This is a genomic window from Trebonia sp. (genome assembly GCF_049794275.1).
In the GTDB taxonomy this organism is placed as follows: domain Bacteria; phylum Actinomycetota; class Actinomycetes; order Streptosporangiales; family Streptosporangiaceae; genus Trebonia.
In genome coordinates this window covers 1-16623 of sequence record NZ_JBARCR010000637.1, presented here as the reverse complement: position 1 = coordinate 16623, position 16623 = coordinate 1, and the positions used below count along the sequence as shown (strand labels likewise).

Sequence of the window (16623 nt, the reverse complement as noted above, 5' to 3'; positions counted from 1 at the left end):
GGCCGACGTGACCTCGTCCGCGAGCCCCACGGTCAGGCGGCGCCGTCTGGCCGTGGAACTGCGCCGCCTCCGTGGTGGCCGTACCGGTACCACTGTGGCCAAGGCGCTCGGCTGGTCTGCTGCGAAGGTCAGCCGTTACGAGCTCGGACAGGGCACGTTCCCTCTTGAAGAGATCGAAAAACTGCTGGATTACTACGGAGTCACAGACCCCCGCCGCGCCCAGTTGCTCGCCCTTGCCGTCGAGGCGAACGAACGCGGCTGGTGGTACGACTACGCCGACGCGTTGACGCCCGAGTACATGGAGCTCATCGGGATAGAGGCGGAGGCCGTATCAGAGCTGGCATGGCAAGTGGTAGCGGTTCCCGGATTGCTCCAGACGGAGGCATACGCCCGCGCGGTTCACACCGCGCACCAGCAGGTCGTCCTCATGCCTCCCGGGATCTTCGAGCGTCGGGTAGCGGTGAGGATGATCCGTCAGCAGGTGCTGACCACGCGCAATCCCCCTCTCGAACTATCCGCGGTGATGGACGAGTCCGTGATCCTGCGGATGGTAGGCAGTGAGAAGGTGATGTTCGAGCAGCTGCTTCATCTCGTGGAGGTGTCGCGGCTGCCAAACGTCAGCCTGCGAATCCTGCCCCTGGAGAGCGAGATGTCGCTGATGGCGGATTCGTTCCTCGTGTTCGGGTTCAGTTCGGACGACGAGACTGCAAAGCTAGGCGATGTTGTCAGCACCGAGGCTGTAACGGACGAACTTCGCATCGAAGGCGAGACTGGCACATATGAGTACCGTCTCATCTTCAATGCGTTCGCCAAGGCGGCACTGTCTACGGAAGACTCTCGCGAACTGATTTTGGAAAAGGCGCGACTCTGGCGTGGATAAACGCGCCGGACCTACAGACCGAGCGCACCGCTCCGCACGCCCGCAACGAAGGCGTTCCATTCCACGGAAGCAAAGCGGAGAACGGCGCCGTCCGGGTCCTTGCTGTCCCTGACGTCAATGCGCGCACCGTGCGGGGCCGCGACCTCGAGGCAGTTGCCTGTCCCGTAGCTCCGGGAACTCCTTCTCCACATGCGGATAGAGCCATCAGCGTCATCGCTGACGTCGTGACCACGCACTACGTCCTCCAGGGCTTCTCGCTGGCCACGCTCCGCGTCCGCGCGCTGGAGAGTAACATATCGCGTCCGCGCGCCGGAGAATAACATATCGCCCAATTTGCATATAGTGCCCGGCGGGAATCCGGACGCGGGTCTGCGGCGCTGATCCATGGCGTGAAGAAGATCGGGTTTCTTTCGTTTGGGCACTGGCGGGATGTGCCGGGGTCGCAGACGCGCAGCGCGGCTGACTCGCTGCTGCAGACCGTCGAGCTGGCGCAGGCCGCCGAGGACATCGGGGTCGACGGGGCGTTTGTCCGGGTGCACCACTTCGAGCGGCAGCTGGCCTCGCCCTTCCCGCTGCTGGCGGCGATCGGCGCACGGACACGCAGGATCGAGATCGGCACCGCCGTCATCGACATGAGATACGAGAACCCGCTTTATATGGCCGAGGAGGCCGCGGCTGCGGACCTTATCAGCGGCGGGCGGCTCCAGCTCGGTGTCAGCCGGGGCTCACCGGAGATAGCGCTGCGGGGCGCGGAGGCGTTCGGCTACGTGGCTCCCGAGGGGGAGACGGCCGCCGACAATGCCAGGCGCAAGACGGAGATCTTCCTGGCCGCCATCAACGGGGCGGCCGTCGCGCGGACCGACCCGGAGCGAACCGGTATCAGCGGCGGGCTCGCCATCCAGCCGCAGTCGCCCGGCCTCGCCGACCGGATCTGGTGGGGTTCTGGCACCCGGGCGACCGCGCAGTGGGCGGCGACCAAGGGCATGAACCTGCAGAGCTCCACGCTGCTGACCGAGGACACCGGCGTGCCATTCGACCAGCTGCAGGCTGAGCAGATCCGGCTGTACCGGCAGGCCTGGGCGGAACAGGGCTGGGACCGGGAGCCGCGGGTTTCCGTCTCGCGCAGCGTGCTGCCGATAACCGAGGACATCGACCGGCTCTACTTCGGCGACCGTGGAGAAGATGACCAGATCGGGCTGCTCGAGGGCGTGCGGTCCCGGTTCGGCAGGACGTACGCCGGGGAACCGGACAAGATCGCCGACGAGCTCGCCGCCGACGAGGCGGTGCAAGCCGCGGACACGGTGCTGTTCACCGTGCCGAACCAGCTTGGCGTCGAATACAACGCCAGGATCCTGGACACGATCGCCCGGCACATAGCGCCGGCCATTGGCTGGCGCCCAGCGGGCGCGGCGACGGCGAGCTGACAGGCATAGACACGGGTAAAACTGGCCCAATAGGTGATGGATTTCCGCTAATTTTCCATGCAGTGTCATTTTGCCTGCCGAGCGGGGAGAAGCATTTATGTCCGCACCGACGGAGAGCACCCCGCCGCCGCATGTGCCAGTACCGCCGCACGCGCCGGTGCGCGTGCCCCTGCCGCCGCCGCCGGGAACAGCGTTCTCGCTGGGCTGGCTGATGGCGGGATTGTTCGATGACCGCCGCCGGAGAATCCTCGACGTGCGCCAGCCGCCGTTCAGCCAGGCGGTGCAGCTGCCCCTCGTCGCGGACCTCGATGACGCAGACCTGCTGAAGTTCCTGGTCACCGACCTGCACGATCTGCTCAGGCCGTACCACGACGTTTCCGACGCCCGCGTGCAGGCCGAGGCCGCGAAGAGGCAGCCAGGAAGCGCGGAACCGTTCGACAACGCCGTCTTCGACAGGGAAGTGAACGCGCTGCATCTGGCGATCCTCGACCGCCTCGCGGATGACCAGCAGCAGCTCAGCGCCTACCAGCTTGGTCTCGCGCTCAGCGACATGTGCTGGCTGCCGGGGCCCGCGGGCGTTGACTCGATGACCGGGATGTTCAGGCGCGACCAGATCGCCGCCATGCAGACGTGGCTCAATGGCGCGGGTACCGCGATCCCCCAGTCGACCGGGGCCATCGTCGGCCAGTCACTCGGGCACTGGGCCGACTGGATCGACATCAACGCGGCAACGCTGCGCGCGGCGGGCGCGGGCACGGCCCAGGCGACCACCGTCATCAGCGCCCTGCGCGTGCAGGGAGCGGTCTGGCATTCGGTGCTCACCGCCGACCCGGACGTGAGCCTCAACCCGGCGATGGGCGCCTGGGTCCAGGCCGGATCGGCCATGGCGCGGGCGGTGCGGATGGTGACCGGCGTCATCCTCCGCCGCTTCTGGCCAGTGGTGGTGATCGCCCTGGCGGCCCTGGCGGGGCTGCTGTACCTGGTGATCGCCAACCTCAGCGGCGCGGGCCAGGTGTGGGGGAGCCTCGTGACGGTGATCGCGGTGGTCGGCGCCGCCGGCGGCGGCATCTTCGGGGGCGTTTCGCGAGCCCTGGGCGGGGTTGGCTACGACATCTGGAACGCCGCCAGGCGCGAAGCTCAGGTCTGGAGCATCACCTGGCTGCCGGCGATTACGCAGGGCGCCAGGCAGCGCGCGACGCTGGAAAGCCGCGGGGTGGCCGCGCCGAACATCAGGAAGAACCTCGAAGGCTAGCGGCGGCCTACCGCCCCCGCTGGCGGCCGCGACGCGGCGTTAGCATCACTCCATGCCGGATATCGAACAGCCCACTGAGGACACCAACGCGGCCGTGTGGAAGACGGACGTTGGCGTGACCTTCTGGAAATCGACGGAAGCAGACAGGGAACGCCGCCGGGCGGGGCACCGGGAGCTGCTGGCGGAACTGCTGCCGTTCGGCCCCGACGAGGCGTTCACGTTCGCCGACCTCGGCGCGGGCACCGGCGCCGCGTCCAGGACCGTCCTCGACCACTTCCCCCTGGCGCATGCCGTCCTTGCCGACTTCTCGCCGCAGATGATGGCCCAGGGCATGCTCGAGCTGGCCCCCTACCAGGGCCGCTACACCTATGTCGAGTTCGACCTGACACGGGCGGGCGACTGGCCCGCAGGCATTCCCGCGCCCGTGGACGCGGTGATCAGCTCCCTGGCAGTGCACCACCTGAACGACGGCCGTAAGCAGACCCTGTTCGCCGAGGTCCTGCGGCAGCTGGCGCCCGGCGGCTGGTTCCTTAACTACGATCCGGTCCAGCCCCCGGACGCGGTGGTCGAGGAGGCGTGGCTGCGCGCGGGCGACCGCCGGGACCCGTCCGCGGCGGACAAGCGCGCGCACCGGACCGCGGAGGAACAGTTCCGCTACGACAACCACGTCCGCTACATGGTCCCGCTCGACCAGCAGGTCGGCTACCTGCGCGAGGCCGGCTTCGAGGGCGTGGACGTGTACTGGAAGGAACTCGACTACGTCATCTACGGTGGTCGCGGGCCCCGTCGGCCGCTATAGCCTCCACGCCCCCGATGAACAGGCGCACCCCGAACTCGTAGTGCTGGTCCGGGTCGTCGCACGCGGTCATCGGCACCGCGCACTCCACTAGCCGGGGGTACTTGGCGGGCGGCAGCGACGCGAGCCCGACCTGCTTCTTCCGCTGGACTTCGATCCGTTCGTCATCCGTCAGCCACGCGGCACCCGGCTCGCTCATCACGAGCATGATCCCTGTCCACAGCGTGGACCGCGCTATCGCGCTCGCCATGTCCGGGTCGAACCCGGCGGCGCGCAGCAGTCCGAGCGTGACCTCGGCGGCGTTCGACCACGCCTCGCCCTGCTTCTCGCTGTGCAGCAGCACCTCCGAACCGGCTGGGTGTGCGCGCAGCACCCACAGCAGCGATTCGAGCAGTCCGCGAAGCTGCGCCGCCCACGGCACCGCACTGTCGACGTTCACGTCGATCTCGCTCCAGATGCGCTCGGCGAGCCCTTCAAGCAGCTCGTCCTTGCTGCGGAAATGCCAGTAGAGCGCCATCGGCGTGACGCCCAGGTCGGTGGCGAGCTTGCGGATGGTCAGCGCCTCAAGACCGTCGGCGTCAGCGAGCTGCAGCGCGCGGCCCACGACCACTGCCCTGGTCAGCCGGGTGCGCTCGGCGCCGGCCTGTTCTTCGAGGGCGGCGGATCGCCTAGAGGAAGTCACTTGACAACTATACGTCGTACAAGTAATCATCGGCAATGACGAGTTATACAACGTATAAGAACGTCATACAGGTACGACATACAGGTACGGCGTACGGGGATCCTCATGGAAGGACCGAAGCGGTGACGGCAAAGGGACGATGGTGGGCGCTGGCCGCGGTCAGCCTGGCCACTCTGATGACCTATCTCGACAACAACGTGATCAACGTCGCGATCCCGACGATCCAGCGAGACCTGCACCTGTCGGTGACAGGACTGGAGTGGATCGTCAGCAGCTACCTGCTTGTTCTCGCCGGACTGCTGCTCGTCGGCGGTCGGCTGGCCGACGTGTACGGCCGGCGCCGGGTGTTCCTGACCGGCCTGGCGATCTTCACGCTCTCGTCCCTTACCGCCGGGCTAGCCGGCAGCGGCGGGGTGCTGATCGGCGCGCGGGCGGTGCAGGGACTCGGCGCGGCGCTGCTCATGCCGGCCACGCTGGCGATCATCGGCCACGCGTTCACCGACGTCAGGGAGCGCACGGCGGCGATCTGCATCTGGAGCGCGATCGGTGCGCTCGGCCTCGCGCTCGGGCCCGTGGTCGGCGGCTTGATCAGCCAGCACATCCACTGGGGCTGGATCTTCCTCATCAACGTCCCGATCGGCGTGGTCACCTTCGCGATCGCCATCCCGTCGGTCGCCGAGTCGCGAGCGGACCTGGAGTCGCGCCGGCTCGACGTCCCCGGGCTCATCACCTCCGCGGTCGCGCTGACCTCGCTCACCTACGCGCTGATCGAAGGACACGACCGCGGCTGGACGTCAGGCCAGATCCTCGGTGCGTTCGGGCTCGCCGCGGCCGCCACGGCGGTGTTCCTGGCCATCGAGAGCCGTGTCAGGCAGCCCATGGTGCAGACGGCGGTGTTCCGCGCCCGTGAGCTCAGCGGCGGGACCGCCGTGATGATGATCTGGGCGTTCGGCGTGCTGGGAATCTACTTCTTCACCTCGCTCTACCTCCAGGGGATCCTCGGGTTCTCGCCGACCAAGGCCGGGCTCGCGTTCGTGCCGATGGCCCTGTTCGTGGTGCTGGCCTCCACGGTCGCGGCGCGCGTGACGTCGCTGATCGGCGGGCATCGCACGGTCGCGGCCGGAGTGCTGCTCATGGTCGTCGGCCTGCTGCTGTTCGCCCGGCTCGGCGCGGGCGCCTCGTTCGCCGCGCTGATCCCAGGGTTCGCGGTGTTCGGCATCGGCATCGGGCTGATGAACGTGCCGCTGACCACTGCCGTCCTGGACGGCCTGCCCGCGGAGCATGCTGGAATCGCTTCGGCCCTGCTCAACAACTCCCGCGAGGTGGCCGGCCTGCTCGGGATCACGGTGATCGGCGCGGTGCTGCGGGCGCAGCAGGGGATCTCGCTGCGCGCGGGCGCCTCGGCGCCGCAGGCGTTCCTCGACGGCTACCACGCCGGCCTGTGGGTCACGATCGGCCTGCTGGCCGCGGGCGTCGTGGTCAGCTATGTGTCACTTCGCCCGCGCCAGCGGCCAGAGCCCGGCGTCCTGGCCGTGCCTGGTGAGGAGATCGAGGCTGAAGGGGTTACCGCCAACGCGCCGTGACGGCGGTATCCCTGGCCTTCGCCTGGGGTGGCGGTTCGCCTGTAGGCCGGGTAACACGGGTGGTGGCTGCTACCGGTGCGGAGTGGGGGCAGTACGCTTCCGCCACGGGGATGTTGCCGGCTGTAATGCTGCGGCACAACCTAAGGAGGAGGGTCGTTGGCTGCGGCGGACGGGTTTGACGCGGTAGTGGTGGGGTCCGGGCCCAACGGCCTGATCGGCGCGATCATGCTGGCCGACGCGGGCCTCAAGGTCCTGCTGCTTGAAGGGGCCGAGGAGTTCGGCGGCGGGCTGCGCAGCGCGGCTCTCACCCTGGACGGGTTCACCCACGACATGTGCGCGACCGTACTGCCGATGGCGCGCGCGTCAGCCGCGTTCCGGAACCTCGACCTGCCGGTCGAGTGGGCGTTCCCGCAGGTGCAGGCGGCGCATCCGCTGGACGGCCAGGACGCCGTCCTCGTGCACAGGGACGTCGCGGAGACCGCCGCGGGCCTCGGTTCCGCCCGGGACGCGGCCGCCTGGCGGCAGAGCGTGGGCGCCACCGCGAGCGACGGATACGGACTGATCGACTCGCTGCTCTCGCCGCTGTCGGTGCCGCGTGCGCCGCTGCGGCTGGCAAGATACGGCGCGCTCGGCGCGCTGCCGGCGACGACGCTCGGCCGCATGCTGTTTACCGGGGAACGCGGGCGCGCGGTGCTGGCCGGGATGGCCGCGCACTCGATGGTGGACCTGCACGACCCGATAACCGGCGGCTACGGGCTGCTGCTCGCCGCCCTCGCCCACCAGGTCGGCTGGCCGGTGGTGCGCGGCGGCTCGGCGCGGCTGGCCGCCGCCCTCGTTGACAGGTTCGTCTCGCTCGGCGGCGTGGCGGAGACCGGACAGCAGGTCAAGGACCTGTCCGACCTGCCGCAGGCCCGCGTGATCCTGCTCGACCTGACGCCGGCGCAACTGCTCGCCGTCGCCGGTGACCGGCTGCCCGGCGGGTACGCCCGGCAGTTGCGCCGGTACAGGTACGGGCCAGGCGTGTTCAAGCTGGACTGGGCGCTGTCCGGGCCGGTGCCGTGGAAGGATCCCGCGGTGGCGCAGGCCGCCACCGTGCACCTGGGCGGCACGCTCGCGCAGATCGCCGCCGGTGAGGCAGAGGTTGCCGCGGGCCGGCATCCGGAACGGCCGTACGTCCTCACGGTCCAGCCCTGCGTGGCAGACCCGTCGCGGGCGCCCGCGGGCCGGCACGTGCTATGGGCCTACTGCCACGTGCCGAACAGCTCGACCGTGGACATGACCACGGCGATCGAGGACCAGATCGAGCGGTTCGCGCCGGGCTTCAGGGACGTCATCCTGGCGCGGGCCGTGCACGACACCGTCGCCATGCAGCAGCATGACCCGAACATCATCGGCGGCGACATAGCCGGCGGCCACTCGGGCTTCGTGCAGTTCGTGAAGCGCCCGACGCTATCGCTGCACCCGTGGGCGACCCCGCTGTCGGGGGTGTACCTGTGCTCGGCGAGCACACCGCCCGGCGCCGCGGTGCACGGCATGGGCGGCTACCACGCCGCCCGGCTGGCACTGAGTCGCCTTCGTTGACATTGGCACCGCGAGTCACCACGGGTACGTTCGGCGTATGTCTTTTGATTTCTCCCTCGCGCCGCGTGTCGAGGAGTGGCGGGACCGGATCACCCGGTTCGTCGACGACGTGGTGATCCCGCGTGAGCAGCAGGCGTTCACCGACGGGGTGGACGACGCGCTGCGGATGGAACTGCAGCGGGAGGCGCGGGCCGCCGGATTGTGGGCGCCGCAGGCGCCGGCGCAGGTCGGCGGTGGCGGCTTCGCGTTCGACGAGGCCGCGGTGCTGCTCGAAGAGGCGGGCCGCAGCCTGCTCGGGCCGCTGGCGCTGAACTGCTCGTCGCCCGACGAGGGCAACATCCACCTGCTGCACATGATCGGCTCGCCGGCCCAGCGGGAGAAATACCTGCTGCCGCTGGTGGCCGGCGAGGTCAGGTCGTGCTTCGCGATGACCGAGCCGCCGCCTGGGGCCGGGTCCGATCCCGGGGCATTGCGGACGTTGGCGGCGAAGGCGCCAGGCGGCTGGATCATCTCCGGGGACAAGCACCTGATCACGGGCGCGCTGGGCGCCACGTTCGCGATCGTGATGGCAGCCAACGCGGACGGCAGCGGGGCCACCATGTTCCTCGTCGACGCGGACAACCCGGGGTTCCTCATCAAGGGGCACGCCCGCACGATCGACTCGACGGCGGTCGGGGGGCACTGCCAGGTTCGCTTCGAGGACGCTTTCGTGCCGGACGACGCGGTGCTCGGAGAGCCAGGCGAGGGGTTCAGGTACGCGCAGGTGCGACTGGCGCCTGCCCGGCTCACGCACTGCATGCGCTGGCTCGGCGCGGCCCGGCGGGCGCATGAGATCGCGCTGGCCAGAAGCGTGACGCGGTCGGTGTTCGGCGCCGCGCTCGCCGACCACGGCATGGCCCAGCAGATGATCGCCGACAACGAGATCGAGCTGGCGGCGGCCCGCGCGCTGCTCTGGCAGGTCGCGTGGCAGGTCGCGCGGGGCGACAAGTCCACCGAGTCCTCGTCACGGGCGAAGGTGTTCATCAGCGAGGCGGTGGGCCGGATCGTGGACCGCTCCGTACAGCTGTGCGGCGGGCTCGGCACCTCCGAGGAGATGGTGGTCGGGCGGATCTACGCCGACGTGCGCGCCTTCCGCATCTACGACGGGGCGTCCGAGGTGCATCGCATGTCGATCGCGAAGCGGGCGGCGCGCCGGGCACGCGGCGATGGCTGACGACCTGCCCGGGCTGCCCGCGGCGCCGGTCGAACGGTGGCTGCGCGAGGCGCTGCCCGAGCTGTTCGACGGCGGCCCGTGGCGCACGGAGCTGATCTCCGGCGGGCTGTCCAACATCACCTACCGGCTATGGCTGCCCGGCGGGACGGTCATCCTGCGGCGGCCGCCCCTCGCCCACGTGCTGCCGCGGGCGCACGACATGGCGCGGGAGTACCGGGTGCTGCGGGCGCTGTTCGGGACACCGGTGCCGGTGCCCGAGCCGCTGGCGCTCTGCTCGGACCCGGACGTCCTCGGCGTCACGTTTTACGTGATGCGCGACGTGCCGGGCTCGGTACTGCGGACCCGGGCGGACACCGAACCGCTGTCGCCCGCCGTGCGAGGCGAGCTGGCTGCTTCGCTGATCGCCGTGCTCGCCGATCTGCACGACGTTTCGCCGGACGCCGTCGGCCTCGGAGACTACGGGCGGCGCAGCGGCTACTGCGTCAGGCAGATCAAAACCTGGGGCGCGCAGTGGGAGCGGTCGAGGACGCGGGACCTGCCGGATATGGACACGCTGCTGGCCCGGCTGGCGGAACTGGCACCAGAAGACAGCGCCTGTACGATCGTGCATGGGGACTTCCGCCTGGACAACACGGTCGTTTCGCTGCCGCCGGACGAGCCGCCACGGGTCGTCGCGGTGCTCGACTGGGAACTGTCTACGCTCGGCGACCCGATCGCCGACCTCGCCACCACGCTGTCGTACTGGCACGATCCGGGAGACGTGGAGCGGGGGGAGATCCCCGTCTCCGCCGGGCTGACCGACCACCCGGGGTTCCCGACCGCCGAGTCGCTCGCCGCCACGTACGCCGCGCGGACCGGGCGGGACTTGGGGAACCTGTCGTTCTACCTGGGCCTGGCGTGGATGAAGCTGGCCGTCATCTGCGAAGGCGTGCATGCCCGTTACCTCGGCGGGCAGACCCTTGGCGAGGGCTACGCGAAGGTCGGCCCGGCCGTGCCGCTGCTGGCCGCCCGCGGCCTGCGCGCGCTGGGATGCGCCGATTGAGGCTCAGTTCTGGCCGTTGCCGTTGCCGTTGCCGTTCCCGTTGCCGTTGTTTCCTGTGGGATGGCCGCTAGGATTCCCGCCCTGACCCGGCGTGCCTCCGTTGCCCTTGCCGTTGTCGGTGGCGGTGGGCTGGGCGCTGTCGCTGGCGGTGGGCTGGCCGTCGCCGTTTCCCTGGCTGTCGCTGGTGTGCGTCGGCTTGGGGTTGGCGCTCGGCTTCCCGGTGCGAGACTCTTGGCTCGGACCAGAGCTGCCCGGGGCTGACTGGCTTCCTGTAGCGCCGGGACCGGGTGTGACGTCCGCGCTGGGCCGCGGAACGCGCATAGCTGGCGACGGGGCGGGTGCGTTAATTGCCTGGTGCGCCAGCCGCTGCAGCGGAGCCGGAAGCGCACCCGCCTCAGCCGTCCCGCAAAGCGTGACGAGCCCGACGAGCACCAACGCTACGGCTAGCACCGGGAGCCGCCGCGGGCCCCGCCGCCGCGCCGGTTCGGGCTCTGGCAGGGCGGCAAGGAACGCGGTCACCGCCGCTGTCTCTCCGGCCAGCTCGCGTTCGGTAGCCGGGCCGGCCGCCGCCGTGAGGACCAGTTCCAGGGTTCGCTCGCTGGCCGGTTCATGGCGGCCCAGGTGCCGTCTGGCCAGCAAGAGTTCGGCGGTCGCCTCATCAGGGGACAGCCGATTACGCTTGCGAGCAGGGGACCACATCTCAGCCAGGGAAGCGGCAAACACCCTCATAGCGTTACGCCTCCCCGGCCTGGCGAGGTAACGGTGGCGCCGGCCACGCGCTCGCGGAGCGTGCGCAGGCCGCGGTGCGCCGCGACCCGGACCGCGCCCGGGCTCTTTCCGACGATCTGTGCCACCGCGCTCGCGTCCAGGCCGACCACGACGCGGAGCACGATGATTTCGGCCTGGTCGCGGGGCAGGGTCGCGATCAGGGCCAGCGCCGTTTCGGTCGAGATGTATTCCAGCGCCGCGGTTACGGTGTCGTCGGCCGCCGGGTAGTCCAGCAGTTCCCCGTCGCCGGTGGGAGACACAGGGCGCCTCGCCTCGTAGCGATGTCGGTCGATCATCTTCCTGCGGGCCATCGTGAACAGCCAGCCGCGAAATTCGTGTTCGCCGCCGCGGAACGACCCGATCCGCCGCGCGACCTCCAGCCACACCTCGGCCGCCACATCCTCGGCCGCGTCCCCTGTCGACACCCACAGGTAGCGCAGCAGCGGGGGGTGGGTGTCTCGCCACAATCTCGCGAATGCGGATGCGTCCCCGGCGGCTGCACGACGCAGCACTTCCGGAAAATCCCCGACCAGCACGAAACGACCATAAAGCACTCATGTCATTGTGTTCTCGCGAACGCAGAAAGTAGCTATGTGCAGCTCAGTAACACGAGTACGGGCGGTCGCGGTCTACCACTACATGCCAGGCTAACGGGGCGGTGCAGGAAGGGACGGAGGCTCGTGGACGACGGGCCTGGCCACCGCGAATGAGGCACCCCGCCCGGTTACGAATAACCGGACGGGGATAGGGCCTTGCGGCTACCAGTGGTCGTGGTGGAGGACTTCGTTGAAGGGGCGGCGGTTCGGCTTGACGATGGGGCGCAGCGGACGGTCCGCGGGGTAGCCGGCGCCGATCAGGTAGGCGACGTCGTGGTCGGCTGGCACGCCGAGGATCGCGCGCGCGGCCTCCTGATCGCCCACCGAGGAGTGGCCGGTGCCGACGCCGAGGTCGGCCGCGGCGACCATCATGGCGTACGTGGCCTGGCCTAGGTCGTACTGGTCGATGACCCGCATGCGCTCGTCGTCGGGCTGCGGGATGACCAGCGCGAAGGCGGCGGCAGCCCCGGCGATGTGGCCGGCGCCACGCCAGACGGTGGACAGCTCCTTCAGCTGCTCGCGATCGGTCACGAGGACGAAGTCCCAGTGCTGCCGGTTGCTCGCTGACGGCGCCCGCCAGCCCGCCTCGGCAATCCGCTCGAGGTCGGCGTCAGGGATCGGGTCCGGCCGGTAGCTGCGAACATTGCGCCGGGCGCGGATGGCATCCCAGGTTTCCATGAATCGATTCCCTTCGGTTGTCCTGTGCTCATGATCTCCTTTTGTGCTCTGACCACGGATACGGCCCCCGGCGGAATGCCGGGGCAAGGTCGCGACCAGCAGCGCAGCCGTCTAACCAGCACCGTCGGCCGGCTGAGCGGCGCTGATAGAGGGCTGGGGCCAGCAACGAGCGCGCCGGCGCAAATTCGGGTGAATCTAACAGCGACAGCGTGACGGCGGGGGTACATGATGGTCATCGGGCCACCGGCGACAGGAGCCTTTAGCTGCGCTGCCCGGCGCCCGTGCCAGGCGGAGTAACCACGAGAGGCAGGAAACGACATATGACGCAGCGAAGCCTTGAGGATCTGCTGCAGACAGCCAATCCCGTTGAGCTGCTGCGCAGCTCCCAGGAGGGAGCCTACGTTTACCCGGTAGTCCCGACAGAGTTCTCCAACTGGAAGAACGAGCAGCTCGCGTGGGCGAACACGTGTGTGCTGTTCGACCAGTCGCACCACATGGCGAACGTCTACATCAAGGGTCCTGACGCGCTCAAGCTGATCTCCCACCTGGGCATCAACACGTTCAAGAACTTCCCGACGAACATGGCCAAGCAGTTCGTGCCGACTACCTACGACGGGCACGTGATCGGCGACGGGATCCTGTTCCACCTCGACGAGGACGAGTACGAGTTCGTCGGCCGGGTGCCGACCGTGAACTGGATCCAGTTCCACGTGGAGACCGGCGACTGGGACGTCGAGCTGGTCCGGGACGACCGCTCGCCGTCGCGCCCGATGGGCAAGGCCGTCACCCGGACGCAGTACCGGTTCCAGATCCAGGGACCGAACGCCTGGCAGGTGATCGAGAAGCTGAACGGCGGCCCGTTCCCGGACATCAAGTTCTTCCGCACGGACTACATCAACATCAACGGCCGCCGGGTCCGCGCGCTGCGGCACGGCATGTCCGGCCAGCCGGGCCTGGAGGTCTTCGGCCCGTACGATGAGTACTTCGAGATCCGCGACGCGATCCTGGAGGCCGGCAATGAGTTCGGCATCGAGCCGGTCGGCTCCCGCGCCTACGCGTCGAACACCGTGGAGTCCGGCTGGATCCCCTCGCCGCTGCCGGCCATCTACACCGGCGACCAGCTCAAGCCCTACCGCGAGTGGCTGCCTGCGCTGGGTTACGAAGGTTTCGCAGGGTCCATCGGCGGCAGCTTCGTCTCGGACAACATCGACGACTACTACCTCACGCCCTACGAGCTCGGCTACGGCCACATGGTGCGGTTCGACCATGACTTCATCGGCCGCGAGGCCCTGGAAGCCCTGGACAAGCCGTCGCAGCGCCGCAAGGTGACCCTCGCCTGGAACGGCGAGGACGCGGGCAGGATCGCCGCCTCGCTGTTCACCGACGAGATCCCGTACAAGGGCCTCGACGTGCCGATCTCGAACTATGCCGCGTCGAACTACGACTCTGTGCTGCTTAACGGCAACGTCGTGGGCCTGTCGCTGTTCAGCGGTTACAGCCACAACGAGCGCAAAGAACTCTCGCTTGCCGTCATCGACCCGGACATCGAGGTGGGCACCGAAGTGACCCTGGTCTGGGGTGAGCCGGGCGGCGGCTCGCTGAAGGCGTCAGTGGAGCGGCCGCACCGCCAGATGGAGGTCCGCGCCACGGTTGCCCCGGTCCCGTACTCGCAGGAGGCCCGCGAGCACTACCACGAAGGCTGGCGCAGCCACCTGGCTTAGGAAGCCTAAGCAGCTGTTCGTCAGGCAGTGCGCGTCAGCCCACGGCCTGACGAACCTTGCGCCGCTTGGCGTGCTTCCACGCCCGCAGGGCCTTCGCCTCGCAGGCGGCCGCGTCGTCCGCCGCCCGCTCGCTCAGCAGCCCGAACGTGAACGCGTTCTCCCCCGCCAGGTGTGCCCGCACGCCGATCTCGCGGGCCGCAGCGCGCGCGTTCACGGCGTCGTGATGATCGCCGAGGGCCGACTGGACGGCCTTCATGCGCCGCGTGAACCGGTGCGTCTTCTTGCCAAGCGCGGGCTGCGCGGCCTCGGCCGCGTACCTGGCGCGCTTCGCCGCCTTCCGCGTCTCGTGCAGGGCGGTGTCCCGTCCCGCGCCTGGCGCTATCCGCTGTGCCTCGTGTATGCGGCGCCGGGTCCGCCGGTAGGTTCGCCCGATCGCTCGCGGCAGCACCTTGTCCGCTGGCTTCGCGGCCGCCGCGGTCACCGGCGGGTCGGCGAGCAGCCGGTCAAGTTCGGCGACCAGCGTGTAGTAGCGGGCCGAGTTCAGGACTTCGAGCAGCGCCTCCCGCGCGCCGGCCTCACGAGGGGCGTAGTGGGCCCGCACCCGCGCCTGGGCGGGGCCGAGCACCTGCTCCGCGGGCAGGCTGGCCAGCCTGGTCAGCAGGTACGCGCTGAGAACCTCGTTGTCACGCACCTCGCCAAGCACCTCGCCGAGCCACTTCAGCTCGGCGCGCAGGTGCTGTGTCGCGGACTTGGGCAGGATCGCCGGATAGGCCTGCAGCGTGCTGCGCAGCCGCCGGGCGGCCACGCGCATCTGGTGAACGGAGTCCGGGGCGTTCTCGCGGACGAGCGGGTCGAGCGCCCTGAGCCTGGCGGCCTGCGTGCCGACGTAAGCCATCACCACGTCGCCAGCCGCAGAACGGCGGGTGAACCGGCGCCCAGCGCGGGCCGGGGCCGATGACCCCGGCGCCCGCCCGGTCTGGCGGCGGTCAGGCGACGCCAACGCCACGGCCGAGCCGTTCGCTTGTGCCTGTGCCCTCTCCGGGGTGGTCTGTGTAGTCATTCGATGCGCCCTACCCAGGGTTCGCGGCGACTCACCTCCCGACGCCGTTTCTCTCTCCCGGCCCCGGGTAACCACGCTCTGACAGGAGGTTCCAGTGACGAGGTTCGCGAGCCCCGCAGACCGCGGGGATGAGCGGGGTGGGCAGGACGAGCAGGACGAGCGCGACAAGGCGTCTCAGGATCCGCGACAGGAGTCCGTCGCGCAGCGCGCCGACCGCAACGTCGCCGAACTGGTCCAGGAGCTGCGCGTGGTAGGCCTCGGCGTGCAGGTGCTGTTCGGGTTCCTGCTGTCCCTTCCGTTCACGATGCGGTTCACGAAGCTGGACGGTGCCCAGCGCGGCGTCTACCTGACCAGCCTGGTGCTCGCCGCCGTCGCCACCACACTGCTAATCGGGCCGGTCGCTTACCACCGGCTGGTCTTCCGCCAGGGCATGAAGGAGCAGTTGGTCCGGTTCGCCAACACGCTGGCCATCCTCGGCCTAGCCGCGGTGGGCGGCGCAGTGCTGATGGCGGTGCTGCTCGTCACGGATTTCGTCGCCGGCGCGGTCGCTGCGGGCGTGATCACCGCGGTGCTGGCCTGCATGCTGGTCGTCTTGTGGTTCGTAGTGCCGCTGACGCAGCGCAGGGAGCGGCGGTGACCGGTGCGCGACGGCGCGACGGATCACGAGGGCCTGCGCCGCGAGCACGAGCGCGACGACGCTGGCCGCGACGAGCCCGTCGGCCCAGAAGTGATTGCCGGTGGCCACCACGACGAACACAGTGATGGCCGGGTGCAGCAGGACCAGCCAGCGCCACCGGCTCGTGCTGCGCGTGATCACGGCCCAGGCCACGAGCACCGCCCACGCGACGTGCACCGACGGCATCGCGGACAGTTGGTCCGCACCCGCGGTGGAGCCGAGCGCCACGTAAACGGACTGCCCGTACCGCGCCGCCAGGTCCACGAAACCGAGCGACGTGAGCATCCGCGGGGGCGCGACCGGTACCAGCGAGATGAGCAGGCAGATCGCCGTGCTGGCGGCCACCGCGTTGCGCACGGCCGGGTAGCCGTCGCGGTGCCTGACGAACAGCCAGACCAGCATCGCGATGAGCATTCCGAAGTGCATCGTCGCGTAGTACAGGTTCGCGACCTGGGATAGCAGCGCATGCGGCAGCAGTAGCCGCTGTACCGTCAGCTCGCTGGGCAGCCGCAGCGTGCGCTCCGCGTGCCACACCCACCAGGCGTGGGCGATCGCGCCCCGGTACCCGCCGGACGAGAGGTTCCCGGCGAGCTGCCACAGCGCGTAGAGCGCCACCACGATCCCTGCTTCGCGCGCGAACGGGCCCGTCCGCGCAGCCCACCGGCCCGCGC

General features: G+C 69.5%; 16 protein-coding genes and 1 pseudogene. 10 read left to right on the top strand and 7 right to left on the bottom strand.

Annotation, left to right across the window (positions count from 1 at the left end):
- Positions 1–880: helix-turn-helix domain-containing protein (locus tag WA805_RS17165; RefSeq protein WP_425242833.1), on the top strand; the 880-nt coding region annotated here is incomplete at its 5' end.
- An 11-nt stretch (positions 881–891) separates the two neighbouring features.
- Here WA805_RS17165 and WA805_RS17160 read toward each other — a convergent pair.
- Positions 892–1071, bottom strand: coding sequence for a DUF397 domain-containing protein (locus WA805_RS17160; protein WP_422285755.1), 180 nt, complete (start codon positions 1069–1071; stop codon positions 892–894).
- A 198-nt stretch (positions 1072–1269) separates the two neighbouring features.
- On the opposite strand from WA805_RS17160, the gene WA805_RS17155 reads away from it, so the two are divergent.
- The 3 genes from WA805_RS17155 (at position 1270) to WA805_RS17145 (ending at position 4355) form a co-directional block, all read left to right on the top strand.
- Positions 1270–2304 (top strand): LLM class flavin-dependent oxidoreductase, encoded by a 1035-nt coding sequence (locus tag WA805_RS17155; RefSeq protein ID WP_422285754.1) that lies wholly within the window; start codon positions 1270–1272, stop codon positions 2302–2304.
- Positions 2305–2401: 97 nt separating this feature from the next.
- On the top strand, positions 2402–3556 hold the full coding sequence (locus WA805_RS17150) for a hypothetical protein (RefSeq protein WP_422271651.1): 1155 nt from the start codon (positions 2402–2404) through the stop codon (positions 3554–3556).
- A 52-nt stretch (positions 3557–3608) separates the two neighbouring features.
- Complete coding sequence (locus tag WA805_RS17145; protein ID WP_422271653.1) at positions 3609–4355, top strand: class I SAM-dependent methyltransferase; 747 nt, start codon at positions 3609–3611, stop codon at positions 4353–4355.
- Here the strand turns inward: WA805_RS17145 and WA805_RS17140 are convergent.
- Positions 4318–5034: a TetR family transcriptional regulator gene (locus WA805_RS17140; RefSeq protein WP_425242832.1), complete on the bottom strand. Its 717-nt coding sequence runs from the start codon at positions 5032–5034 to the stop codon at positions 4318–4320. The two genes, WA805_RS17145 and WA805_RS17140, sit on opposite strands and share 38 nt — an antisense overlap.
- 122 nt (positions 5035–5156) lie before the next feature.
- On the opposite strand from WA805_RS17140, the gene WA805_RS17135 reads away from it, so the two are divergent.
- The 4 genes from WA805_RS17135 to WA805_RS17120 all read left to right on the top strand — a co-directional run bounded on the left by WA805_RS17135 (position 5157) and on the right by WA805_RS17120 (position 10453).
- On the top strand, positions 5157–6617 hold the full coding sequence (locus WA805_RS17135; protein ID WP_425242831.1) for an MFS transporter: 1461 nt from the start codon (positions 5157–5159) through the stop codon (positions 6615–6617).
- 156 nt (positions 6618–6773) lie between these two features.
- Complete coding sequence (locus WA805_RS17130; RefSeq protein ID WP_422285750.1) at positions 6774–8198, top strand: phytoene desaturase family protein; 1425 nt, start codon at positions 6774–6776, stop codon at positions 8196–8198.
- Between the two features lie 37 nt (positions 8199–8235).
- On the top strand, positions 8236–9411 hold the full coding sequence (locus WA805_RS17125) for an acyl-CoA dehydrogenase family protein (RefSeq protein ID WP_422285749.1): 1176 nt from the start codon (positions 8236–8238) through the stop codon (positions 9409–9411).
- Complete coding sequence (locus WA805_RS17120) at positions 9404–10453, top strand: phosphotransferase family protein (RefSeq protein WP_422285748.1); 1050 nt, start codon at positions 9404–9406, stop codon at positions 10451–10453. Before WA805_RS17125 ends, WA805_RS17120 begins: the two co-directional genes overlap by 8 nt.
- A 3-nt stretch (positions 10454–10456) precedes the next feature.
- Here the strand turns inward: WA805_RS17120 and WA805_RS17115 are convergent, their stop codons facing one another.
- The 3 genes from WA805_RS17115 to WA805_RS17105 all read right to left on the bottom strand — a co-directional run bounded on the left by WA805_RS17115 (position 10457) and on the right by WA805_RS17105 (position 12495).
- Positions 10457–11182 carry a hypothetical protein gene (locus tag WA805_RS17115; protein WP_425242830.1) on the bottom strand — a complete coding sequence of 242 codons (726 nt, stop codon included), beginning with the start codon at positions 11180–11182 and terminating at the stop codon, positions 10457–10459.
- Positions 11179–11757: an RNA polymerase sigma factor gene (locus WA805_RS17110; protein ID WP_422285746.1), complete on the bottom strand. Its 579-nt coding sequence runs from the start codon at positions 11755–11757 to the stop codon at positions 11179–11181. Before WA805_RS17110 ends, WA805_RS17115 begins: the two co-directional genes overlap by 4 nt.
- A 222-nt stretch (positions 11758–11979) precedes the next feature.
- The gene (locus tag WA805_RS17105; protein ID WP_422337998.1) at positions 11980–12495 is read right to left on the bottom strand and encodes a nitroreductase family protein; all 516 of its coding nucleotides are present in this window, start codon (positions 12493–12495) and stop codon (positions 11980–11982) included.
- A gap of 320 nt (positions 12496–12815) precedes the next feature.
- Here WA805_RS17105 and ligM point away from each other — a divergent pair, with 320 nt between their 5' ends.
- Positions 12816–14216 (top strand): vanillate/3-O-methylgallate O-demethylase, encoded by a 1401-nt coding sequence (gene ligM, locus WA805_RS17100; protein ID WP_422271672.1) that lies wholly within the window; start codon positions 12816–12818, stop codon positions 14214–14216.
- 34 nt (positions 14217–14250) lie between these two features.
- Here the strand turns inward: ligM and WA805_RS17095 are convergent, their stop codons facing one another.
- Complete coding sequence (locus WA805_RS17095) at positions 14251–15276, bottom strand: CHAD domain-containing protein (protein WP_425242829.1); 1026 nt, start codon at positions 15274–15276, stop codon at positions 14251–14253.
- Between the two features lie 94 nt (positions 15277–15370).
- Between WA805_RS17095 and WA805_RS17090 the strand changes: the two genes are divergently transcribed.
- Positions 15371–15913, top strand: a complete 543-nt coding sequence (locus WA805_RS17090) for a DUF6328 family protein (RefSeq protein WP_422285743.1) — start codon at positions 15371–15373, stop codon at positions 15911–15913.
- A 102-nt stretch (positions 15914–16015) separates the two neighbouring features.
- Here WA805_RS17090 and WA805_RS17085 read toward each other — a convergent pair.
- A pseudogene (locus WA805_RS17085) lies at positions 16016–16486 on the bottom strand (phosphatase PAP2 family protein); the annotation flags it as partial.
- Between the last annotated feature and the right edge of the window lie 137 nt (positions 16487–16623).